The 24297-nt window shown below is 31.9% G+C and carries 23 protein-coding genes and 1 tRNA gene; 20 read left to right on the top strand and 4 right to left on the bottom strand.

Annotated elements, in window-relative coordinates:
• Position 1 precedes the first annotated feature (1 nt).
• The 5 genes from IAI10_RS17790 (at position 2) to IAI10_RS17770 (ending at position 4491) form a co-directional block, all read left to right on the top strand.
• On the top strand, positions 2-1183 hold the full coding sequence (locus IAI10_RS17790; RefSeq protein ID WP_315674654.1) for a DUF58 domain-containing protein: 1182 nt from the start codon (positions 2-4) through the stop codon (positions 1181-1183).
• A 1-nt stretch (position 1184) separates the two neighbouring features.
• On the top strand, positions 1185-3395 hold the full coding sequence (locus tag IAI10_RS17785) for a transglutaminase domain-containing protein (protein ID WP_315674653.1): 2211 nt from the start codon (positions 1185-1187) through the stop codon (positions 3393-3395).
• A gap of 78 nt (positions 3396-3473) precedes the next feature.
• Positions 3474-3553: transfer RNA gene (locus IAI10_RS17780), tRNA-Leu, on the top strand.
• Positions 3554-3682: 129 nt separating this feature from the next.
• Positions 3683-3994, top strand: coding sequence for a hypothetical protein (locus IAI10_RS17775; RefSeq protein WP_315674652.1), 312 nt, complete (start codon positions 3683-3685; stop codon positions 3992-3994).
• 161 nt (positions 3995-4155) lie between these two features.
• Positions 4156-4491 carry a hypothetical protein gene (locus tag IAI10_RS17770; RefSeq protein ID WP_315674651.1) on the top strand — a complete coding sequence of 112 codons (336 nt, stop codon included), beginning with the start codon at positions 4156-4158 and terminating at the stop codon, positions 4489-4491.
• Between the two features lie 175 nt (positions 4492-4666).
• Here the strand turns inward: IAI10_RS17770 and IAI10_RS17765 are convergent, their stop codons facing one another.
• Positions 4667-5434: a carbohydrate-binding protein gene (locus IAI10_RS17765; RefSeq protein WP_315674650.1), complete on the bottom strand. Its 768-nt coding sequence runs from the start codon at positions 5432-5434 to the stop codon at positions 4667-4669.
• A 1557-nt stretch (positions 5435-6991) separates the two neighbouring features.
• On the opposite strand from IAI10_RS17765, the gene IAI10_RS17760 reads away from it, so the two are divergent.
• On the top strand, positions 6992-7450 hold the full coding sequence (locus tag IAI10_RS17760; protein WP_315674649.1) for a DUF4829 domain-containing protein: 459 nt from the start codon (positions 6992-6994) through the stop codon (positions 7448-7450).
• 285 nt (positions 7451-7735) lie between these two features.
• A complete protein-coding gene (locus IAI10_RS17755; RefSeq protein WP_315674648.1) occupies positions 7736-8551 on the top strand; it encodes a hypothetical protein in 816 nt (271 codons plus the stop codon).
• A 40-nt stretch (positions 8552-8591) separates the two neighbouring features.
• On the opposite strand, the gene IAI10_RS17750 is transcribed toward IAI10_RS17755, so the two are convergent.
• Positions 8592-9989, bottom strand: coding sequence for an MFS transporter (locus IAI10_RS17750; RefSeq protein WP_315674647.1), 1398 nt, complete (start codon positions 9987-9989; stop codon positions 8592-8594).
• A gap of 281 nt (positions 9990-10270) precedes the next feature.
• Between IAI10_RS17750 and IAI10_RS17745 the strand changes: the two genes are divergently transcribed.
• Positions 10271-11500: an MGDG synthase family glycosyltransferase gene (locus IAI10_RS17745; protein ID WP_315674646.1), complete on the top strand. Its 1230-nt coding sequence runs from the start codon at positions 10271-10273 to the stop codon at positions 11498-11500.
• A 23-nt stretch (positions 11501-11523) separates the two neighbouring features.
• Here the strand turns inward: IAI10_RS17745 and IAI10_RS17740 are convergent, their stop codons facing one another.
• Both IAI10_RS17740 and IAI10_RS17735 read right to left on the bottom strand, forming a co-directional pair.
• The gene (locus IAI10_RS17740; RefSeq protein ID WP_315674645.1) at positions 11524-12003 is read right to left on the bottom strand and encodes a DUF3189 family protein; all 480 of its coding nucleotides are present in this window, start codon (positions 12001-12003) and stop codon (positions 11524-11526) included.
• A 151-nt stretch (positions 12004-12154) separates the two neighbouring features.
• A complete protein-coding gene (locus IAI10_RS17735; RefSeq protein WP_315674644.1) occupies positions 12155-12532 on the bottom strand; it encodes a phage holin family protein in 378 nt (125 codons plus the stop codon).
• Between the two features lie 300 nt (positions 12533-12832).
• Between IAI10_RS17735 and IAI10_RS17730 the strand changes: the two genes are divergently transcribed.
• The 12 genes from IAI10_RS17730 (at position 12833) to IAI10_RS17675 (ending at position 24108) form a co-directional block, all read left to right on the top strand.
• Entirely contained in the window at positions 12833-13273 is a 441-nt protein-coding gene (locus IAI10_RS17730; RefSeq protein WP_315674643.1) for a MarR family transcriptional regulator, read from the top strand.
• A gap of 12 nt (positions 13274-13285) precedes the next feature.
• Entirely contained in the window at positions 13286-14104 is an 819-nt protein-coding gene (gene arsM, locus IAI10_RS17725; protein ID WP_315674642.1) for an arsenite methyltransferase, read from the top strand.
• Positions 14105-14121: 17 nt separating this feature from the next.
• Positions 14122-14625, top strand: a complete 504-nt coding sequence (locus IAI10_RS17720; RefSeq protein WP_315674641.1) for a GNAT family N-acetyltransferase — start codon at positions 14122-14124, stop codon at positions 14623-14625.
• Positions 14626-14668: 43 nt separating this feature from the next.
• Positions 14669-15199 (top strand): ferritin-like domain-containing protein, encoded by a 531-nt coding sequence (locus tag IAI10_RS17715; protein WP_315674640.1) that lies wholly within the window; start codon positions 14669-14671, stop codon positions 15197-15199.
• A gap of 96 nt (positions 15200-15295) precedes the next feature.
• Positions 15296-15691, top strand: coding sequence for a metalloregulator ArsR/SmtB family transcription factor (locus tag IAI10_RS17710; protein WP_315674639.1), 396 nt, complete (start codon positions 15296-15298; stop codon positions 15689-15691).
• On the top strand, positions 15681-16733 hold the full coding sequence (gene arsB / locus IAI10_RS17705) for an ACR3 family arsenite efflux transporter (RefSeq protein WP_315674638.1): 1053 nt from the start codon (positions 15681-15683) through the stop codon (positions 16731-16733). The genes IAI10_RS17710 and arsB overlap by 11 nt, the downstream gene beginning before the upstream one ends.
• Before the next feature lie 2 nt (positions 16734-16735).
• Entirely contained in the window at positions 16736-17146 is a 411-nt protein-coding gene (locus IAI10_RS17700) for an arsenate reductase ArsC (protein ID WP_315674637.1), read from the top strand.
• A gap of 12 nt (positions 17147-17158) precedes the next feature.
• Complete coding sequence (arsD, locus tag IAI10_RS17695) at positions 17159-17536, top strand: arsenite efflux transporter metallochaperone ArsD (protein WP_315674636.1); 378 nt, start codon at positions 17159-17161, stop codon at positions 17534-17536.
• 25 nt (positions 17537-17561) lie between these two features.
• The gene (gene arsA, locus IAI10_RS17690; protein ID WP_315674635.1) at positions 17562-19313 is read left to right on the top strand and encodes an arsenical pump-driving ATPase; all 1752 of its coding nucleotides are present in this window, start codon (positions 17562-17564) and stop codon (positions 19311-19313) included.
• Between the two features lie 173 nt (positions 19314-19486).
• Positions 19487-19804: a helix-turn-helix transcriptional regulator gene (locus IAI10_RS17685; protein WP_315674634.1), complete on the top strand. Its 318-nt coding sequence runs from the start codon at positions 19487-19489 to the stop codon at positions 19802-19804.
• 207 nt (positions 19805-20011) lie between these two features.
• Positions 20012-22876, top strand: a complete 2865-nt coding sequence (locus IAI10_RS17680) for an EAL domain-containing protein (protein ID WP_315674633.1) — start codon at positions 20012-20014, stop codon at positions 22874-22876.
• Between the two features lie 11 nt (positions 22877-22887).
• The gene (locus IAI10_RS17675) at positions 22888-24108 is read left to right on the top strand and encodes a U32 family peptidase (protein ID WP_315674632.1); all 1221 of its coding nucleotides are present in this window, start codon (positions 22888-22890) and stop codon (positions 24106-24108) included.
• Positions 24109-24297: the final 189 nt, after the last annotated feature.

Raw genomic sequence — 24297 nt, 5'->3', positions numbered from 1 at the left:
TATGATAAAAATAAGTATTCCTTATATAATATTATTTTTGATTTCGGCAGCCATGGCTTTCTTAGATGGGGGTACACTTTACGTAAAAGTATTTTATGCTCTTTTTATTATTACCATACTTGGAATTATGATTATATTTATAAACAGAAGATATTTAGCAGCTAAAATTAAATATACAAAAAATAAATTCATAGCTGGAGATAGAATAGAGCTATCAATAGATTTTATTAATACAAGTTTTTTTCCTGTATTTTTTCTAAAATTTGAAAATCTTTTAGTTAAAGCATCAAATATGAAAGATAAAGAGGTCGTAATAAGCTTAGCTCCCTTTGAGAATAAGGAATTGGCATATAATATGATTTTTCATATCCGGGGAATTTACGATGTAGGTAATTTTAAGATAGAATTCATGGATATAAGCAGCATGCTAAGAACCACTAGGAAATATTCTCATGAAAACAATATCTATGTTTATCCTAATATTCACAGAATTGATATATCCAAGATGAAGGGCTTTAATATATTCAATAACCTAAAAATAAGAAATACAGGTATAGAAGATACTTATTCCATAAGGGACAACAGAAAATATGTGTCTGGAGACAATATAAAAAAAGTGAATTGGAAGATTACTGCAAAACATAATGAATTGTATGTAAAAAATCATGACATAGTGTCTGGACAGGAGTTCAATTTATTATTAAATATGAACAAAGAGAATTACTTAACAGACGAAACTGGAGCTTTAGAGGAACAGCTTATAGATATTTGTGCTTCTATGGTTCATTTGCTTTCCAAGAAAAAGGTAATTTCAAACATATTCATAAATGGAGAAAAATCGACTTCTATGGAAATAAAGGATGCAAAATCCTTTGATGAGCTTATGGATTTTTTTCTACTAAACAAAAGTATTGGAGATATGCAGTTCTCTGAATTTTTGAGGATTGAAATATCCAAGAATCCATATATGAAGAACATGGCTATACTTACATCTCGTATTGATAATGAAACAATGAATTATATAATAGGACTCACAGAACGAAAAAGAAACATAACTATAATTTACAGTGACTCAGAAAATAAGGAAGCCATTAATAAGCTGGAAAGACTTAACATAAGTATGATTAATATTTATGACTTGATAAATGGCTCTGTTTTAAATGATGGTTTAGGGTGTGATTAACGTGCAGGGTTCAAGAGAAAAGATAACCAACATATTGCTCAATTATATAAATGTATTAGTATTCTTCTACATTATGAGCACTTGCTATAGCATTAGAGGCTTCAATTATGTATATATTTCAGTTTTGTATTTTCTGACAGTTTTCGTTTGCTATTTATTTGGATATTTCGTGGAAAATAATTATGCAAAAATTATAATTATACTTTCCATATTAATTATATCAGCAATATTTATTCTGGCTAACAAAGATTCATTTATTTCCTGGGAAAACAATCAGCTTTTAGCAAACTTAAATTACATAAATAATCAGATGCAAAGTTATGGTTTCACTTATTTTGATGCTTATCAATCCATGTTTATTGTGATAGTGCCTTTAATCACTTTATGCTTATACTTCCTCTATGAGGTGGGAGCAAAAAGTGCAGTACAATTTCTTTTAACTTTTGAAATTATAATGTTTTGGTATCTTCAATATTATAATGAAGTAATAAAATGCTTATTCCCTTTTATAGCGGTTTCAATTTTTACTATGGTAATAAACAAGCATATGAAGCTCATAAATAATCTTGAAAGAAAAAGAATTTTAATTCATATAAACAGTTACATGTTCATAATAAGTTTAATCCTTTTAAGCTTAGCTGTAAGTTTTATGTCTACACTTCTTCCTAATAAGACTAAAATGAATTACGGCGATTCCATAATTGAGGGCATAAGTGGGGACAGTGGGACTATAAGCTCTAAATCAAAAGCCTTTACCGAGAGATATGGTTTAGATTATTCTGGCTATAGCAGTACTGAGCAAAAATTGGGTGGGCCCATTAAGCTTGATACTTCCGTAGCTTTTAATGTAGAAAGTGATGCAGCCTATTATCTGGTAGGAGATGTAAAGGATCAATATACAGGTTATAGCTGGAAAAAGTCTCAGGTGCAATACAGCAAAGGAAGCAATATATCACCTCACTATCAAACCTTGGATGTGCAAAAAGGACTTCCTAATAATATATTTAATGACAGCGAAAGAAAGACAATAACAATAATACCTGACGGATTAATCACTACCTCTATATTTGTACCTAAATATCCCGTAAGCGTATTAGATCATCAAGGAACAACTTTTTATAATGAAGATGAAGGAACTTTTCTTAGCACAAAAGCATTAAATAATGAATATACGGTGGATTTTTATGATGTGGATTTATCTAAGCTTACTTCGGGAGCTATAGTTGCTTATAATAACAGTGAATATTCTAAATATCTGCAATTACCCTCCAGTATAACCCAAAGGACAATAGATCTTGTTTATGATATAGTTAAAAATTGCAATACAAATGAAGAAAAAATAAAAGCTATAAGAGATTATTTATCTAAGAACTATAAATATACATTAAATGCATCAGTGGTTCCAGAAGGAAAAGACTTTGTTGATTACTTTCTCTTTGAGGATAAGAAAGGTTACTGCGTTCACTTTGCTACAGCTATGACCATAATGTACAGAATCGCAGGTATACCAGCTAGGTTTACAGAAGGCTTTAAAATGGACGATAATGCCAATAGCAGAGGAATCTATGAAGTAAGAAATTCGCAAGCTCATGCTTGGTGCGAGTACATGGTTAAACCAAATGTATGGGAAATAAGCGATGCAGCACCTACACCAGAAGAGAATATGAAGCAGGATACAAATGAGAATAATTCGGCTCCTGCAGAAGCTCAGCAGAATCAACAGCAAAGTAATCCTCAAAATACCAATACGCCATCTACTAAAAATAATGATCCTCAAGCTACAAAGGTTAAAGTGGTAAATCATAAACTGGATACAAAAATTGTAATATATTCTTCTGTAACTATAGCTTTAATATTGATAATTTTACTCATATCCTTAATTCAAAATAAGAGAAAAACAGCGATGCTTAAGGATAAATCTGCAATAAAGCTATATATATACGTAAATAAGAGACTTAAAAGATATAGACGCAATAAACCTTATAATGTTACAGATAAAGAGTTTATAAAGACACTGCCTAGACAGCTTTATTTGATTTTAAATCCTCTCATAGAGGCGGTATATGAGGAATTCTATGGAGGAAAGCCTAAGGAAGAGCTTGATAAGAAATACATTTACAGTGAATTTGAGAGATATCTAAAGCAGGAAAGTGGAAATAACAGACAATACTTATTTAAAAAGCTATTTGTATTCATGAGAAGGCTAAAATAGTAAAACCATATATTGGAGAATACCAGTTGACATTGCAGTTTAATATGTTATAATATTGAATTGTGATTCAAAAGGTATGCGGATATGGCGGAATTGGCAGACGCGCTAGTTTCAGGTTCTAGTGGGAGACCATGCAGGTTCAAGTCCTGTTATCCGCACTTCTTAAATGCAGTGATACCAAGGGTACACGCTAGATTTAAATTAAAAACCTTCAAAAAACCCGCGTAAGACTTTTAGTGATTTGTTCACTAGTCTTATGTGGGATTTTTTATTTTGGAGGAAGAAAAATGAGAAAGAAAATGGAACTAATTAAATATTTATTGCAAAAATATAATTTAAGCAGAGTTGAACCTCATAGAGCATTACATAATACCTCCTTCCCTGGAGAAAAATTTCCATTCGATGAAATTAAAAATGCTGTTTATAAGTATCAGCAGGATGATTGGCTTCAAGCTGATGGACTAGCAGGACAGCATACTATAGCAAGTCTAAACGCTAAAATAGCAGAACTGGATAAACATAAGGTCGATACTGTCATTTTGGATTTTCAATACGCCTGTAACCTTAGTGGATATAACTTGGCTGAAGATGGTATTTGAGGTAATAGAACTAATGCAGCTATATCGAAAATATTACTTCAGAAAGGCTCTAAAAATGAATTAGTCAGATGGATTCAGAATAGATTAATCAATAAAGGATTTACAGTAGGACAAGCTAAGGTGGACGCAGATTTTGGAAATGATAAAAAATTATAGGGTGTATGCTAAGCTCAATAATAATAGCTTTAAACGGATATTTACTGAAAAAAATACACCTATTAGAAAATAGTGAAACAATAAAGAATTTAGAAAATGAAGTAGAGAATTTTATAGGTACAGATAATACTACGAAGTTTGAAAAGATAGTTAAGGATTCAGTTGTAGAAGTAGAGCAGTTAGCTAAAGAAGGGCTTGTAGAAAATGTTAGTGGTAGAAAGTATGCTAAGGCAATAGAGCTTATAGAAAATGATTTGCCTAAGATTGGACTTACTGTTACAGATGGAGAAATTTATAATCTTATAAAAACAACTGTAGGATATATGAATGAGAAGAAATAAGCATAAGCCCGAGGATTTCCTCAGGCTATTTTGTATCTTATAAGTTGTCCATTTCCAAGTCTCAAATTCGTGCTTAAAAGAATATGACGAATATACAAATAATTGTTGATTTGTAAGTAACCTTAAGTGGTAGCAGTTATATCAAACAATTTAGTGAATTAGCATAATGGAATACTTAAACATAATTTACAGTATAGTTATTACCAAAGTTGTTATCCCAATACTCAATTCCGTTTACTTCATAAGATATTGCAAACTTTACTTGTTTTGATGATGGATTTGACGGAATAGTAAAATCCCAGTAGTCTAAGGAATTGTTATTTGAAGTTGAATTATAGTTAGCGTTAGTTTCTAAGTATGTAGCCCAATTGTCATAGCTATATCTAATTTTAACTACTTTAGGGTTACCTATGTTATTTAGAGTAATACTTCCTATAATATTTGATCCGGTTGGAACATTACCATCATTGTAAACTGTTGTATAAAGCTGACTTTTACCAAATGTAGATGTATTGCCTGAACTAAGATAATAATTTTTTCCGTAATTATTATCCCAGTAAGTTTCACCGTTAGATTCATATTTTATAGCAAATTGTAATGATGAATTATCATTTAAAGCCAAATTGAAACTCCATATTTCATAACCATCGGTAGAATTATCTTTAACATAGTTTGCATTTGTGTCTTGCCAATTTGTACCGTTGTCTGTTGAATAATGAATAGAAATGTTTTTGGAATATGAAGATTTTTGAACAGCGATATATCCAGTGGCAGAATATTCATAACAAGAACCGTCAAGTATAGCGGTTTGTATGTATTTTCCGTAGTATAACTGTACTGGTAGAGTATCGGCTTTGACATTTTTAGAAAATGTAGTTCCAAATAGAATGAAAGTAACAAGAATTGATAGAAAGAAACTTAAAAATTTTTTCGTTTTGTTCATAAGAATGCCTCCTAAAATTTGTATTTATTTCTGTTAATAAGATAATATTACTAAAAAAAGTAAAAATCAAAATTAAATTATTTAAATAAGCTTTGTATAAACGTATTCAAATATAGAAAACTTCAGTATTCTAGTGTATTCAACCGATTGCATAATTTTATATATATTTTTAGGCAATCGGTTGAATAAAGCCTCTGGATTTAAAAGTAAAAATATTGTTATTTGGAAATTAAATATTACGGGGAGAAATTTAGGCAGATGTACTTCGAATATCTATATAGTTAATAGGGTATAAGGATTTAATATATTAACGTTAATGAAACGGGATAAATATGTATTGAAATTTACCTCATTTTGGGTCTATAATAAAAATACATATAAAGAATGTCTTACGTGGAATTTAAGGACTAATCTAGCGTGATACATTGATATTACTGGCTTAGAAAGGTACGGAAAAACGCGCTAGTTTCAGGTTCTAGTTGCAGCCCATGCAGGTTCAAGTCCTGTTATTCACAACAAAAATCAGTACAAAAAAGGATTGCCTTTTTTGTACTGATTTTTTTATGTTGCTTAGGCATTTGATAATTAAGTGTCTGAGCTTAATTGTGCCCTTAAATCTTTATGTTGATGAATCTTTAACATTACTAAACGAGCTATTGGCTGTGCGATACACGCTTCGACGAAGAATGAAATCGAAGCATTGCGGGGCCATCTGTAGAAAAACATACGAATAGGCTCCATGCTGATATGACGTATTCCTATCCAAGTACCAATGACAGTTAGAAATATAGACATTAGAAACACTGTACAAAGGATGTTTATCGCAATATGAGATCCAAAGCTATCGCCCTCTTTTACAATTCAAGCGGTCAACCATTCAGCTGGTTTGTATGTAACTAGTACCATTATAATTACGGCAATCCAAATGAAAGGAATAGCCTTTAGCGTGTCAGCCCAGATATACAGGTGGAACCCCATTTCAAAGCACGTGATAAGTGGAGCGATGATGTTGACTGAGATAATGGATATCACTGCCATAAATAATGCAAATTCTTTTTTGTTTCGTGGTAACTTCATATGAAATTCCATACTTTTTTATCCTCCTGTTGTTTGTTTTAATATTTGGGGCAAAAAATAGAGCACGAGACTAATGGATAGTCTCGTGCTGATTAATTATACGCACCAAATATTATATTATTATATATTAAAAATTCAAAAAAATCAAGAATGGAATTAATGAATTTAGTAATCCATCGTATTTTTTGTAATTTAGTATCGAGTGACTATTTTGACTGGTTATCAAAAATATATTGTAATAGCAAGCAAATGAGTATAATCCGTGGTGCATTTAAAATTAGCAAATTACACAAAATTTATAAGAATCATAAGGAACACCGGTTACTTAAAGGTAATCGGTGTTTTTGCATAGTAAAGGTATCGAATTTAAGAGAAAAAGAAGTATTGATATTCATATAAACCAATGCAAATGCATGCTATAATAATCCTATTAAATAATATTGAAAACCTTTAAAAATGTGATAAACGAGGAAATTTCATATGAAAAAAAACCATGCATTAAAAATAGGTATAATTTTAATTGTTTTTTCTTTAATATATGTTTTTATTAATATGTATTTAAATTCTAAAAAAACACCTGAGAATACAATAAGAATTTTTTATAAGTATATGAATGAAAAAAACTCCTCCCAAATAAATAAATATACTTATGGAAATTTTAATATATCTAAGTCTCAGTTAGATAATTTAGAAAATATAGAAATAATCAGCATAAAGGAATCAGATGAAAACACACTTAAAAGTGGTTACCTTCAAGAACATAAAGATACTAAGCTATTGAAGGAGGATATAAAAGTATTATTAGTTAAATATCATGCTAAATATAAAGATGATAGTAAAGAACCAATACCAAGTGGAGAGTTTTCTACAAACTATCTGTTGATCAGGGTATCAGACGGTTCAAGCTTTAGCTGGAAAATATCAGAAAGTGGTTGGTAAAATATATGCGTCTTATATTCCTTTATTTATCTTTTCACAATCTATCTTTCTTTCACCCTTATCTTCCTTAGTATTCACGATAACCTGCCTTATTTTACTTGACTAATATTAAAATTTAATTAAGTTTAAATATTTAATCAAATTTTAATATTATAGCTGTAATATCTTTTTACATCTATAATCAGCGACAGCTTATTAAAAATTATCTGTTCAGCTCTAAATATGTTTAGTGATTGACAGTTAAAATATAAGAAGCAATGAGTAAAAATAAGGAGGACTATTAATTTGGAAGGAAGTAAAAGTAACAATCAAAAAGGATTAAAATCCCATAAAACTAATGTCATGGACTCAAGAGGCAGACAAATACTTAATAAAGTTCCTGAAATTACGATATTTTTTTGGATTATTAAAATATTGACTACAGGAATGGGAGAAGTAGCTTCTGATTTTCTCGCTAGGCAGATGGACCCGGTAATAGTCGTGGCTTTTTGCGGAATCATACTGATAATCTCGTTAATTCTTCAAATTTCCATGCGTCGATATATAGCATGGATGTATTGGTCAACTGTAATCATAGTAAGTATCTTCGGTACTATGGCTGCAGATGTTTTGCATGTTGGATTAGGTATTCCCTATATAGTATCGACTGCATTCTTTATGACGGTACTAGCTATTGTATTTAGTATTTGGTATGCCAGTGAAAAAACTCTTTCAATGCACAGTATCTACACAAAACGCAGAGAACTATTTTATTGGGCGACTATATTGACCACTTTTGCACTTGGTACTGCAGTTGGAGATATGACTGCATCAACCATGAAATTAGGATATTTAAATTCAGGAATTATGTTTGCCATTATATTTGTCATCCCTGCTTTAGCCTATTGGCTTTTTAAGATTAATGAGATTTTTGCTTTTTGGTTTGCTTATATAATCACTAGACCACTAGGTGCATCATTTGCAGACTGGATGGGAGTCCCTCAAAACCGCGGAGGTCTTGGTATTGGAACTGGTACTGTTAGTCTGGTTCTTACAGTAATTATACTTGCTCTAGTAGGATATCTTTCTATGACGAGAGAGAAGAAATACACAGTTTCGTAGCAGATATTGATTCTGAAAAAATTATAAAGAGGTAATATCTTTAAAAGATATTACCTCTTTTATGTAAGAGCGATTTAACTTCATTTATATCAGTGACATTATATTTTGCCATTTTTATATAGCAAAGTGCTGAAGGTATAAGAAATACCTGAAATAATGCCAATGTAATTATATAATTCTGCGGTGCTGAGGTGTAAAGAGAAACTATGGAAAGTAGAACACCTACGCCTATATTGCCGATGGTTCTTCCAATACCATTTGCAAGGTTAGCTATGCTGAAGGATGTTGCCCTATGTTCCGGTAGATTAACATCAGTTATGAGAGCAAGCCAATTAGGTGTATTAGCAGATTGTGCTGCACTTGCAAAAAATGATAAAATAAATATTCCTGCCATCCAAGGATTTAAGGCTATTTGCTTTGTTAAACCCAAAAGTATCAATAATGCATTACTGCCTTTTGGCAGTAAAAGATTATACATTGGTACCATAAATATAGCAACATAAAGAGGCATCATAATAAATATAAAAAATGAAGTCAACAAGGCTCTTCCCTTATATGTTTTTCTCTGAAATCTATCTCCAAGATAACCGAAGCAGGATGAGGTTAAACCCCCTAATTGGAATAGTGCATAAAGATAACCGGAAGCTATAATCGATGTACTTAAACTGTATCCTTGTGTATGTATTTTTGAAATATATAGAGTAGGCAGCCATGTTAGGGTACCCACTGTAATGTTCATAAAAAATGCTTGCAAAAAAAGCAATAGATTACTTGGCTTTTTTATTATTTCAAGTATCTGTTTGGTATTTATTTTATAATCATAATTTGAACCTGCCCTTATTAGTTCTTGCAGTTCAGGCTCTGATTCACCGAGTACAGGCTCTTTAATAAACAGATATAGCACAATTAATAAAAGTCCGATAATACTCACAATTTCAAAGGGCTTTCTCCAGCTTGAAGAAGTGGCTACCAAAGAGGCCATTATAGATCCAGCAATTCCCCCAAAGCCTTGAGACATTCCCCAAAGGCTTAACAGCATGCCTCGGAATTTATGAGGAATATAATCCGTTAGAACGCTGAAGCCTATTGAGGCTATGCAGCCAAGGCCAATACCAGTGAAAATCTGAAAAATCAAAAGTTGTACATATGTATTACTTCTGGCGGTTAAAAATACAGAGACAGACCAAAATATTGTGCCGATTATTATAAGGTTTTTACGGTTAAATTTCCCTGCGAGATAACCCCAGTATATTGACGAAATTGATGTAACAAATATATTAATACCAGAAACAAACCCAAGAGCTGATATTTGAACATTCAAATCTTTTGCAATGGAAGAAAATAGCGGTGGGAATAGTCCTACAATTATATTATCAAAGGCAGCTAAGACTACAAAAACAGTTATAGTATACACTATTTTAATTTTATTGATATTCATGTGAATTCAACTCCTGAAGAAGATTAATAAACAGTTAAGAGGTAGTAAATAATGCAGGTTAGTATAGGAATAAATTATAACTTATAACTAAAAATATATCTATTAAAATTAAATTAAATTTTAAAATCTTAAAATAAATACATGGATTTTTAATATGATTTTAATCTTATGCGCTAATAATGTATGAAAAGACAGAAGATTATTTACAACTATAAACCACTTGTACGATTATCCACGAAAAGATGGCAACTAAAGAAAGTATGTATTAAAAGGAGAATATTATGTTTAAGAATATTTTAATTATTTCTTCAGATTTTACAGGTCATGGACATAAAAGTATAACTGAGTCACTATGTGAGTTTTTCTCTGAAGATAAGAATATTAATGTACATGTAGTAGATGGTTTTTCATTAGGTGGAAAAGCTCTGCTATCAGTGGGAAAGGCCTATGGGCCTATTACAAGGGTTTCTAAGGAATTGTGGAAATTTATTTGGGAAGCATCAGCAAGAAAGCCTGAGGTAGTAGATGAAATTATTGAATTTGTAATAAAGGATAATTTACTTGAGCTTTTAAGGAGAACAAAGCCTGATTTGATTTTATCTGTTCATCCAAATTTTAATGGATCAGTAATAAATGTTTTGAACAAATATAATATCAAGATTCCATTTATTACGCTAATTGCTGATTTAGTGAGCATTTATCCTCTTTGGGCTGATTCCAGAGTAGATTATATTATAAGTCCCACTGAGGAAGCAAAGAAAAAATGCATAGAGTATGGAGTTTCGGAATCAAAGATTAAAGTTTTGGGCTTTCCAGTACGTTCAAGATTTTTAAATAATGTTGAGTTTTATGAAGAGGAGACAAATTATAATTCTGAAGCTTCGCTAAAATGTCTTATTATGAGCGGTGGTGAAGGTGTAGGTAATATGAGTAAAATAGCTAAAATTTTGCTTGATAACTTTAACTGTACAGTAAAAATTGTTGCTGGGCGAAATATCACTCTAAGAAATAAATTGGAGAAATTTTTAGGCGAAAAATATGGAGATAGAGTTGAAGTCTACGGATTTACAAAAAATGTTCAGGATTTAATGCTAGCATCTGATATAGCATTTACAAGGGGAAGCCCAAATGTGATGATGGAAGTTATATCTTGTAATATTCCGCTTGTAATAACAGGGGCATTACCAGGACAAGAAAATGGAAATCCTGAATTTGCGCAGAAATACAATCTTGGAGTAGTGTGCGAAAAAGTTAGTGAGCTAAAAGAGGTAATGGAAAATCTTGTGGAAAATAATGCTGAAAGACTAAAAGAAATCAAGAATTCACAAAAGAATTTTATCAATTCAAACGTAGCTAAAGATATTGTGAATTTTATACTTAGTATAGATATAAGTGGAAGTAACGCAGCAATACCATCTAGAAAACCAAGATATATATTTTTGCATAAGAATAAAATTGGTAGTAAATTTTACACAGTAAATTTTAGGTGGTTGGTATCAAGAAATAAATAGGTAGAGGTAAAAAAGACATCTAATTACCCTTTAATTTTAAATTCATATTTTTCTATATTGTTTTTTGTACTTTTGACTATATTAACTATATCCATATACGCTTGCTGCGTTCCTTTTGTTACAATAGGTCTTCCAAAGTTTACCCAGTGAAGCCTTCTTGAGGTAAATCCACCTATATTCATAAGTAAATTAACAGTTGGCTTCGTATCTACAATTATAAGCCCATCAGCATTTCCATGCAAAATAGAGTACATATCTGTAATAGCATCAATAACTAAGTTTGGCGTACGCTGCCTAGATAAAGTATAGATCTGTGCATTGAACTCATCTTTTCCTATGTACACCAAGTGTCCAACTTGTTCTTTCTCAATTTTATCAAAGGTAGGAAGCTCAAGTATTTCCTCTTTACTTGGTGTTTTATCCATTGGTAATTTATTGATATGTATATTAGCTGCTACTGCTGTAGAATGGGCGCCTCCAACATCATGATATACAACCATCATATTATTTCACTCACCTTTTCAATATAGTATAAGCATCTTAAGAAGGAATAAAGAATTGTTTCAAATTAATAAAAGGCCCTGTTTTAAATCAGTGTTAATTTTTACACTGATTTAAAACATACCCTCCTTTAAAATATAATAATATAGAGTACTAGATTGCTCTTCCAGGAATTATTGCGTCTAAAATCCCAATAACTAAAGCGGCTAACACTGCGCCAATTATAGATACCCTCATATAGGGAACCAAAAATTGAGTCACATATATTATCACTGCGGTGATTACAAATCCAGTTACTCCTTTTCCAAAAGGCGCTGCATCAACTCCTATAATTAATTCTACTAAATAATCTAATACAATTATTACCACTGCAGCTAATAAAAATGCCCATAATCCATTTATTGTAAAACCCGGTGTTAGAAATGATGTTATTGCCAAAATAACAGCCACATAGATGAATCTTAAAATCCAATGTAGAATACCCTTATCGTGAGTATTTTTACTTTTTTCAAAATCTTTATCATCTGCCATTAAGCATCCCTCCATTATAAAAATAATAACTCTTATAACATACATAATTTTCTCAGATTATAAATAAATTATTCATGTTAAATAATTCAATTTTTTTATAAAAATTCTACAATTAGTGCTGTAGGCTATGTTTTAAAAAGGGGGATATTATCTTTGAAGCTTGAAATCCACCAAAGTCTTTATCAATATCCTTTTAAAGCTCAGTCTTTTTCTTAGATGTATATGTGCATAAAGTAAAAAATACACAAAACAGTTGTACAATGCAACTGTTTTGTGATACAATTATTTTGAGGTGATTAAATGGATAAAAAAGACAGTAACTATTTAAGAGAACTACTTAGGATATTGGTTAGAAATTTAGGAGTTTTAGAAAAGTCAGATGCAGGCTGCTGCGGAGTTACAATTTCACAATGCCATGCCATTGTTGAAATTGGAAGAGCTGGAGAAATCTCCTTAAATGAACTTGCAGAATTATTGACACTTGATAAAAGCACAATGAGTAGAACTATAAACAAGCTCGTAGAAGACAATATTGTGATTAGAGAAGCTCATGCAATGGATAGGCGTTATATAACTATAAAACTTACAGAGCAAGGAATAAATATATTTAAAACTATAGAAGGGAACATGGCGAAATATTACAATAGTGTTTTTATGTCTATACCAGAGGGAAAAAGAGAACAAACACTTGATAGTTTAAAGCTGCTTGTTGAAGCAGTTCACAAAAATAATTGTTGTTAAGGAGGAATTGTTATGAAAGATAACATAAAGGGTGAAGTCAAAGAATATTACGGTAAGATAGCTAAGCAAGTAATTAATCAATCTAAAGAAGATTGTGGATGTGGAAGTTCTTGCTGCGGATCTAAAACAGGCAATTCATATTTATATACAAAAGATTTTATTGAGGGATTACCAGATGAAGCCATAAATGCATCTCTAGGATGTGCCAATCCAGTTGTATTAGCAAATCCTAAAAAAGGCGAAGTTATATTAGATTTAGGCAGCGGAGGTGGAATAGATGTATTTATTTCATCTAAATATGTAGGAGAAGAGGGAAAAGTATATGGACTTGATATGACGGATGAAATGCTGGATTTAGCAAACAAAAATAAAGAAAAAATGGGAACTAAAAATGTGGAGTTTATAAAAGGGTATATTGAGGATATTCCATTGAATGATGAAACAATAGATGTCATTACTTCAAACTGTGTGATAAATCTTTGCGAAAGTAAAGAAAAGGCTCTATCAGAAGCTTACAGAGTTTTGAAAAAAGGCGGAAGGTTAGCTATATCAGATATTGTTATGCTTAAAGATATACCTGAAAGTATAAAAGAAAGTGTTGAAATGTGGGTAGGATGCATAGCTGGTGCATTACCAATTAAAGAGTATGAAGAAACATTAAAAAAGGTAGGGTTTACTGATATAGAAATCACACCAGTAAATATATATACAAAAGACTTTATAGAGGAGATAGCTAAACAAAAAAATTCCAGTGAGGCATATAGTAAAGTTGATTCAGGACTTATTGATGAAGCATTTGCAGGTGCCAATGTTAAAGCCTTTAAATATTAGAAAGGAGTGTATTAATAATGAATTATAGTATTAGAGAAATGAAAGAAGAAGATTGGGAGGCTGTTTCAAAAATATATCTTGAAGGTATTGATACCCAAAGAGCTACCTTTCAAACAGAAATTCCAAGTTTTGATGAGTGGGATAAAGGACATATGAAAATTTGCAGATTGGTTGCATACAGTGAGAATAGAATATTGGGCTGGGCCGCGTTAAGTCCTACTTCCAGCAGGTGTGTTTACAGAGGTGTTGCTGAAGTAAGTATATATATTGGAAAAGAATATAGAAACCTTGGCGTAGGGACAATGCTTTTAGAACATTTAATAAAACTTTCAGAAGAGAATGAAATTTGGACTCTGCAATCTGGAATCATAAGAGAGAATGATGGAAGTATTGCTTTGCATAAAAAATGCGGATTTAGAGAAATTGGCATAAGAGAAAAGGTTGGAAAGATGTCAAATGGTATATGGCATGATGTGGTTTTAATGGAGCGAAGAAGTAAGGTGGTAGGCATATTTTTATAAATAATAAATATAATATTGTATGTTTAATTATTTAGGAGGAAATATGGCAGGAGGAATATCAAAACACATTAAATACGCTGTTGATTTACCATATCCTGAACCAATGATAGACATGCAAAACATACATTATGCTAATATTATTTTAAAGGACTACGCTGGAGCAGTTAGTGAATTTACTGCCATAAGTTTGTATATTTATCAGCATTTTGTTAGTGAAGGACAATATAATGCTTATGCTGAGCTTATCAGTGGCATTTCTGTGGTGGAGATGAAGCATTTAGAGCTTTTGGCAGAAACGATTAAATTAGAGGGGGTTAAACCAATATATATGGATAATGCTTGCCCTCCTGGCAGACTTTGGAGTCCCATATATGTTAACTATTCCGCTAACATACGAGAAATGCTTCTGGAAGATATTAAATCCGAGCAGAAGGCCATAGAAAATTACAGATATCATTTAACTATAATAAAAGATGAACATATCAGAAAATTGATTGAAAGAATAATTCTTGATGAAGAGCTTCATCTTAAGCTATTTGCTCAGGAGTATGAAAAATATAGAAATTTATATTAGTAGAAAAAATATTACTTGCATTTTATAAAAAAATTGCAAGTTTTTTAAGGATGTTATATGATTATAATTGAATATGTTCATATGAGGTGATAAAAAGTGGATTTACTACAAGTGATGAAAGCATTGTCTGACGAAACACGCATGAGGATATTAAACATTCTTAAGGATGAAGAATTATGTGTTTGTGAGATAGAAACCGTATTGGATATTAGTCAATCTAATGCTTCAAGGCACTTAACTAAGCTTACTAATGCTAAGATTGTTGACTACTACAAGATAAATAAGTATGTATACTACAAAATGAATGAGGAAACTGTAAATAAATTTTCCTTCATAGATGATATTGTAAGGGAACATGCTTCTAAATTAAGCAAATGCAAAGAAGATCTAGAAAAACTAAAAAAATATAAGGAAAGCGGACTTACTTGTGATGACTTAAAAGAAGGGGAAATATGCTTTAATAAATTGGGAGGTGAGGAATGTGAAAAATAGTACATCTAGATTATCTTGGCTTGATCGGTATTTAACTCTATGGATATTTATAGCTATGGCCATAGGCATATTTTTAGGTTGGTCTATTCCTAGTCTTGCTGAGGGATTATCAAGTTTGTCCGTTGGTACAACCTCTATTCCTATAGCAATAGGACTCATAGTGATGTTATATCCTCCTCTTGCTAAGGTTAATTATGAAGAGCTTGGCAAAGTTTTAAAAAATCCTAAAGTTTTAGGGTTATCTTTACTTCAGAACTGGATAATTGGACCGGTTTTAATGTTCATATTGGCGGTGATTTTTTTAAAGTCCTATCCAGCTTTTATGACTGGACTTATATTGATAGGGCTTGCAAGATGCATAGCTATGGTTATCGTTTGGAATAGCCTAGCAGACGGAGACACAGAATATGCAGCAGCATTGGTAGCTTTTAATTCAATTTTTCAAATAGTATTCTATTCAATATATTGCTATATATTTATAACTGCTTTGCCAAAATTATTTGGGCTTACTGGATATGCAGTGAATATTTCTATGGCTAAAGTAGCAGAATCAGTAGCTATATATCTTGGTATACCTTTTGCGGCCGGGCTTCTTACTAGAGTCATATTAGAGCCTAAAATGGGCACAGAATGGTATCAGAAAAAGTTTGTTCCTAAGATAAGTCCAATAGCCTTAATTGCTTTGCTTTTTACAATTATAATTATGTTTACCTACAAGGGAAAATATATAGTAGAATTGCCCTTGGATGTATTACGTATAGCAATTCCACTTTTAGTGTACTTCATAATAATGTTTTCTATCTCATTTTTTATAAGCTATAAAGCTGGAATTGATTATAAGAAGACCACAACCCTATCCTTTACTGCTGCAAGCAATAACTTTGAACTTGCTATAGCAGTTGCCGTTGCTGTATTTGGAATAGAATCAAAAGAAGCCTTTACAGCAGTTATAGGACCATTAGTTGAAGTCCCTGTAATGATAGGGCTTGTAAATGTAGCATTATACTGGAGAAAAAAATTTAATTTCAATGGAGGAATGTAATTATGAAACCGAAGGTAGCATTCATATGTGTACACAATTCTTGCAGGTCTCAAATGGCTGAAGCATTAGGAAATTCATTTGCCAAGGAGGTCTTTGATTCTTACTCAGCGGGAACAGAACTTCGAGATAGTATTAATCAAGATGCAGTAAGAATTATAAAAAAGCTATATGATATTGATATGGATGAAAAGTATAGATCAAAGCTAATAGATGATCTTCCTGAAATAGATATTGTAGTAAAAATGGGTTGTAATGTAGTATGTCCTTTTCTGCCAGCAAAGTATACAGAAGATTGGGGCTTAGAAGATCCAACAGGAAAGAGTGACGAGGAATTTATAAAGACAGCGAAGACCATTGAAGAAAAGATTAAAGATTTAGCTAGAAGAATTGAAAATAATGAATTTGAATTATGAGGAGTAATATAAATGAGCAAATTAGAAATTTTTGATCCAGCTATGTGCTGCTCCACAGGAGTTTGCGGACCAAGTATAAACAAGGAACTTTTAAGAGTTGCAACAGCTATTAATAATATGACTAAAAAAGAAGTTAGTATTACAAGGTATAATCTTTCTAGTAATCCTCAAGCATTTATAGATAACAAAAAAGTTAATGAATATTTAAATGAACAAGGTGCCGAGGTACTTCCGATAACCCTTGTGGATGGCGAAGTAATAAAAATTAAGGAATATCCAACTAATGATGAATTTGCATTGTGGTCAGGACTGACAAAAGAAGAAGTGGCCAGTGTAAAAATAAAAAAGGCCAATAAGCGTTGTGGCTGTAATGGAAACGGATGCTGCTAACTAAAGCCAAAAAGGAAGGAATTCTATGTATAAATTATTTAATCCTAGATATATACAAATGACAAAATATATATTCTTTACAGGAAAAGGCGGAGTTGGAAAAACATCCACAGCTTGCGCAACAGCGGTTAAACTAGCTGATGAGGGCAAAAAAGTACTTTTGATAAGTACAGATCCTGCTTCTAATCTTCAGGATGTGTTCGGTGTGGAACTTGATAATAAGGGAACAGTTATAAAAGATGTACCTAACCTTGTAGTGGTGAATCTTAATCCTGAAGAAGCAGCAAGAGAATATAGGGAAGGCGTTTTAGCGCCATATATAGGTAAGCTTCCGAGTTCAGTAATAGAAAATATGGAAGAGCAGCTTTCAGGGTCTTGTACTGTTGAAATAGCTGCATTTAATGAATTTTCAACCTTCATAACAGATGAGTCAATCAAGAAGGAATATGACAATATTATATTTGATACTGCACCAACGGGACATACTTTAAGAATGCTACAGCTCCCATCGGCTTGGAGCGATTTTATTAGTGAAAGTACTCACGGAGCTTCTTGTTTAGGACAATTATCTGGCTTAGAAGATAAAAAAGAAATGTATAAAAATGCTGTTGAAGCTCTATCAAATGATAAATTGACAACATTAATTTTAGTTTCAAGACCAGAGTACTCTCCTTTAAAAGAGGCAGAAAGAGCTTCCATTGAGCTGCAAGCTATAGGAGTTAAAAATCAAGTAATGGTTATTAACGGAGTATTGGAGGAAAATGTTGCAGATGATGAGATATCTAAAGGTTTATACCATAAACAATCAATAGCTCTTAAAGATATTCCAGAGAATTTAAAAAGCATTGAAACCTATGAAATTCCATTAAGATCATATAATGTTACTGGAATAGATAATGTCAGAATGATGCTGAATCAAGATAAGTCAGAGTATGAAGAAGTTAAACTTGATATGCAAAACTTAAAACGAATAAAAGAGCTTATAGATGATTTATATTCAAGTGATAAGAAAGTGATTTTTACCATGGGTAAAGGAGGAGTAGGAAAGACAACCTTAGCTGCGACTATAGCTATGGGTCTTTCAGAAAAAGGAAGGAAAGTTCACTTAGCTACCACTGATCCAGCGGCTCACTTAAAATTTGTTATTAATGAAACGAAGAATATCACTTTAAGCACAATAGATGAAAAGAAAGAACTTGAAAATTATAAAGAAGAAGTTTTAGAAAAAGCAAGAGAAACTATGGGTGAAGAGGATGTTGCATATATAGAAGAAGACCTAAGGTCACCTTGTACTCAGGAGATTGCAGTATTTAGGGCTTTTGCAGAAATAGTTGAGAGAGCGGAAAATGAGGTAGTAGTTATAGACACAGCACCAACAGGACATACTTTGTTACTTTTATCTTCTACTCAAAGCTATAATAAGGAGCTTCAAAGATCAGAAGGAGACGTGCCAGAAGCTGTATTAAAGCTTCTGCCAAGATTAAGAAATGAAAAAGAAACGGAAGTAGTAATAGTCACTCTTCCAGAAGCAACCCCTGTTTATGAAGCTATGAGATTGCAGGAGGACTTAAAAAGAGCAAAGATTAATAGCAAATGGTGGGTAATCAACTCAAGTTTATATGTTACTAATACACGAAGTAAATTTCTAAAAGCAAAGTCTAAAAGTGAGATACAGTGGATAAATAAAGTAAATGAAATCTCTTTAGGTAATTTCGCTGTAATTGCTTGGACCAATAAAGAACTTAGGGGAGAGAATTTGAAAGGTCTGATAAAATAAATGTTAGCATAAGCTACTCATATAAGTATTAGAAGCCAAATATATAATAGAAGAAACACCTCCTATATAACTAATTATAAATAAATATAATTGACAGTTATATGATTTATAAGTATAATATAATTATTAGTTATAATAATTTATAAAAAAATTATATTATGGAGGTGTCTATTATGTCATCATTATCACTTCAGGAAATCAAAGAAAACATATCATTAGCAAGAAAACAAGCAGGTATAACACAAGAACAGATGTCTAAATTGCTGAATATTACTCAACCAGCATATTCCTATTATGAAAAGGGTGAAAAACCAATCCCACTTAATAAAATACAAAAAATCTGTGAGATATTATCTATTCCAATGAGCTCATTAATTGGAGATATGAGCGAGAATATTGATAGCCAGGAGATATTAGTAAAAATTAATGGTAATTTAAGCCGAATTGCAGATACACTAGATAAATTATATGAGTTTGCAATCAGTAAATAATAACTTGAAATCTAACAAATTTATAATACTTGAATCAATAAAGAGATTATTTGTAATTAAACTATTAATACTAAATTTTCCTTCATAAAAACATATGACAATTTTGCCCTTAATATGATATAATTAGCTAAAAAATAATCTTATTGAATATTAATTTGTACATGCAGTCAGTTAAAATTAAGTATAAGCATACACATGGAGGAAATTATGCATATAAGGAAGAAATTGCCCATAACCATGATTACACTAATTTCAATACCGCTGCTAATATTATGTTATGTGATTTATCATTATACATATTTATCTGTTACTAAAAATAGCAGAGAACATATTGTACAAGTAACTTCCGTAGAGGGAAATGCCTTAAGTACCTTTATTAATTATCAAATCAAAGAAGTAGAGCTCTCATCAAGGAGAGAAAGTGTTATAGCACTGCTGAAAAATTCTGAAAAATCAGATCATTCTGAGCAGTTAATTAGTACGCCTGAAGCTTTAGAAGTAGACAAAATATTGGCTTCAAGAGTGGAAGAACTTAAAGATGTTCAACATTCTTTTGTCTGTGATTTAAAAGGAAATATTATTGCAGACAGTGATTCGGCAGGAATGATGATTAATATAACAGATAGAGATTACTTTCAAGAAGCAATAAAGGGAAAAATCGTAATAAGTGATGAGATAAAATCAAAGCTAAGTAATAAAAATATAATTGTGTTTGCAAGCCCGGTAATGGATGAAAAGGGAAATACAATAGGACTATATTGCAATTCAATACTAATTTCGGCCTTTGATAAATTTATAGAAAATATTAAAATAGGTAATACAGGATATGCTTATTTAGTAGATGACGATGGAATTATGATAGCGCATCCTGATAAATCTAAGCTGGGAAAAGCTGTTGAAAATTCAGTTTTAAAAAAAGTAGTTGCTTCAAAATCTAATTTAAGCCAGACAGATACAAGATTTGATACATATATGTATTACGGAAATCAAAAATATTTTGCATATACTGTAATTCCAAAAATAAACTGGATTTTGGCGGTTGCACAAAATGTAAATGAAATAAATGCTCCAGCGAAATTGGAATTATACTTTATAATAGGGATAACCTTTTTAATGCTTGTTATAGCCTCCATAATCAGCATTCTTGCATCAAAATCTATAATTAAACCTATTAATAGCCTTATAGCTGTAATGAATAAGGCGGAAAATGGTGATTTGTCTGTAACATGTGATTACAATTCAAACAATGAGTTAGGCAAGCTGTCAAATAATTTTAACAGCATGATAAAAAAGCTCAGCGGCAGTTATGAGGAATTATCTGCGGTATACGAGGAACTGTCTGCAACAGAAGAGGAATTGCGTTCTCAATATGAAGAGCTTCTAGAAAATCAGATGGCGTTAGCTACCAGCGAAGACAGGTTTAAACAGGCTCTGGATGGAATAAATGATGTGATATGGGAATGGGATATAATAACAAATACTTTTTTCGCTTCTGACAAATGGGAAGAGTTAACAGGGTACAGCAATAAGAATGTGGATCTGGAGAAGTTTTTAAAAATTGTTGTTCAAAACGATGAATTGGAAAGAATTATAAATGACTACAAAGCGTCTATTGTTTCCTCACAATCTTATAGACAGGAATTTCAAATTAACACTAAAAACAATGAGAAAAAGTGGATTTTAAACAGGGCTAGAATAATCAGGGACGGGAAGGGAAAGCCAATAAAACTCACAGGCTTTATATCTGATGAAACAAAAATTAAGGAAGCTAATGATAAGATAGTGGAGCTAGCTTATTTTGATCCATTAACAGGAATTCCAAATAGAACTACACTTATGAGTAAGCTGGATGAAATAATAAATGAATGCGTAGAAAACAGTGAATTAGGTGCAGTGCTATTTATAGATCTGGATGATTTTAAAAAAATTAATGATTCCTTAGGACATGATATAGGAGATAAACTTTTAAAAACAATATGCACTAAAGCAAAAACTTTACTGAATAAAAATCAGCTTCTCTGCAGATTTGGAGGAGATGAATTTTTAATATTGATGCATCATGTGCGAGGAAGAGAAGAGATAATAGATTTATCGCAAAAATTAATAAATATATTCAAAAACTACTTTGTCATAGGGAATAGGCAAGTTTATATAACCTGCAGCATAGGAATTTGCATATTTCCTATAGACGGCAAAGATAAAACCATCATTTTGAAAAATGCAGATACAGCTATGTACAAAGCTAAGGAAAAAGGTAAAAATACTTTCGAGTTTTACAGTGAAGATATGTCAAATAAAATATTAAAAGATATGGTAATTGAAAAGGCTATGAGAAGCGGAATAGAAAATAATGATTTTTATCTTCAATATCAGCCGCAGGTTAATATTGAAAGTGGTAAAATAATAGGGGTGGAAGCTCTTATTAGATTGAAAAGTGATGAATTAGGTTTTGTATCCCCAGGAGAATTTATACCTTTGGCAGAGAAAAACGGACTTATTATACCAATAGGAGACTGGGTTATGGAAACTGCAATTGCCAAGAAATTAGAATGGTTTAATGAGGGATATGGAGAAGTGCGTATGTCTATAAATGTTTCTTCCTTGCAGATTCATCAGTTTGACTTTCTTGAAAAGGTCAAAAGATTGGTTAAAAAGTATGAAATTAATCCGCACTTTTTGGAGCTAGAAATAACTGAAAGTGTATTGATGGAATCCTTAGATAAAAATGTAGCGATTCTTCAGGAGCTGCGAGATATGGGAATAAGAACTGCACTTGATGATTTTGGCACAGGCTACTCTTCTTTAAATTACTTAAGGACTATACCAATAGATACATTGAAGATTGACAAATCCTTTATAGACGATATCTGTGTGAATAGCAAACAAGGAGCCATAGTGGATGGAATCATAGAGATGGCACATAAATTAGGAATGAATGTTGTGGCAGAAGGTATTGAAACAGTAGATCAGTTAAAAGTGATGAAAGAGAAAAAATGTGATATAGTACAAGGGTATGTTTACAGTAAGCCTCTTTCCAGCACTGATTTGGAAAATTTATTAACAAAGGATTAGGGGGAAGGACAATGAAAAAACCAGAGCTTTTAGCTCCGGCGGGTAATTTAGAGAAACTTAAGGCTGCTATAGAATTTGGTGCTGATGCAGTGTACCTTGGCGGAAGCAGGCTTAATTTAAGAGCCTTTGCAGATAATTTTACAACTGAGCAATTAAGAGAGGGAATTGAATTTGCACATTCAAGAGGCAAAAAGGTTTATGTTACAGTCAATATATTTCCTCATAATGAAGAGCTGATAGGATTAGAAGAATATCTTAAAGAGCTTAGCGATATAGGAGCCGATGCAATAATAGTATCTGATGCAGGAATAATAATGACTGCAAAGGAAGCAGTGCCAGAGCTTGAAATACATTTGAGCACTCAGGCAAACTGCACAAATTATAAAGCGGCATTATTTTGGCATAGGCTAGGAGTAAAAAGAGTGGTAATGGCAAGAGAACTGAGCTTTAGGGAATACCGGGAGCTAAGGAAGAGGCTCCCAGAAAGCTGCGAGATAGAAGCTTTTGTTCATGGAGCAATGTGCATGGCCTACTCGGGAAAATGCTTGTTATCAAATTTTTTAATGGGCAGAGACGCTAACAGAGGTAAATGTGCACAGATTTGCAGATACAAATTTCATCTGGCGGAGGAGAGAGCTCCAGGAGAATATCATGATATCACAAAGGACACTGATGGAACTTTTTTAATGAATTCCAAGGATTTATGCATGATAGAACATATTCCAGAGCTTATGAATTCAAGAATAGACTCCTTTAAGATCGAAGGACGAATAAAAAGTCCCTTCTATGTGGCATCAGTAGTAAAGGCTTATAGGCAGGCTATGGACAGCTATGCAGAAAATCCTGAAGATTATAGCTTTAATCCTAAATGGATGGATTATCTTCAGAAGTCAAATCATCGGCCTTATACCACAGGCTTTTACTTTAATGAGAATGTAAAGCAGCATTATGGAAGCTCTGCATACATACGAAACTATGATATTGTGGGAATTGTAAGAGCTTATGACAGTGTGTCTCATATTGCTACAATAGAGCAGAAAAATAAAGTCTATAATGAGGATCATGTTGAGGTTCTGTCGCCTCAGGGAGAGGATAAAATTATAAAACTACTTAATATGAGAAATAAAGCGGGCAAGCCTATAGAGTCTGCACCTTCTGCACAGATGATATTTACTGTGCAGTGTGATGAAGAACTCGAGCCTGGAGACATGCTAATTAAAGCTATACAGTAATTTAAAGGTATTAATCTGCTAATTGGTGGATTAGTACCTTTTTATATATGAGGAATATAATTAGGTTGATTATGGTTAAAAAGTATTATAATTATTAGCAAAATATGTCAAAATGTTAAATGTTTAATTTACAAGGGCAAAACCTTTAATATATGCATTGAATGAAATTAGATTACAAAGTAACATATA

This window comes from Clostridium sp. 19966, assembly GCF_032335695.1.
Taxonomy (GTDB): Bacteria; Bacillota; Clostridia; order Clostridiales; family Clostridiaceae; genus JACTOJ01.
This window is presented reverse-complemented; position numbering and strand designations above follow the sequence as displayed.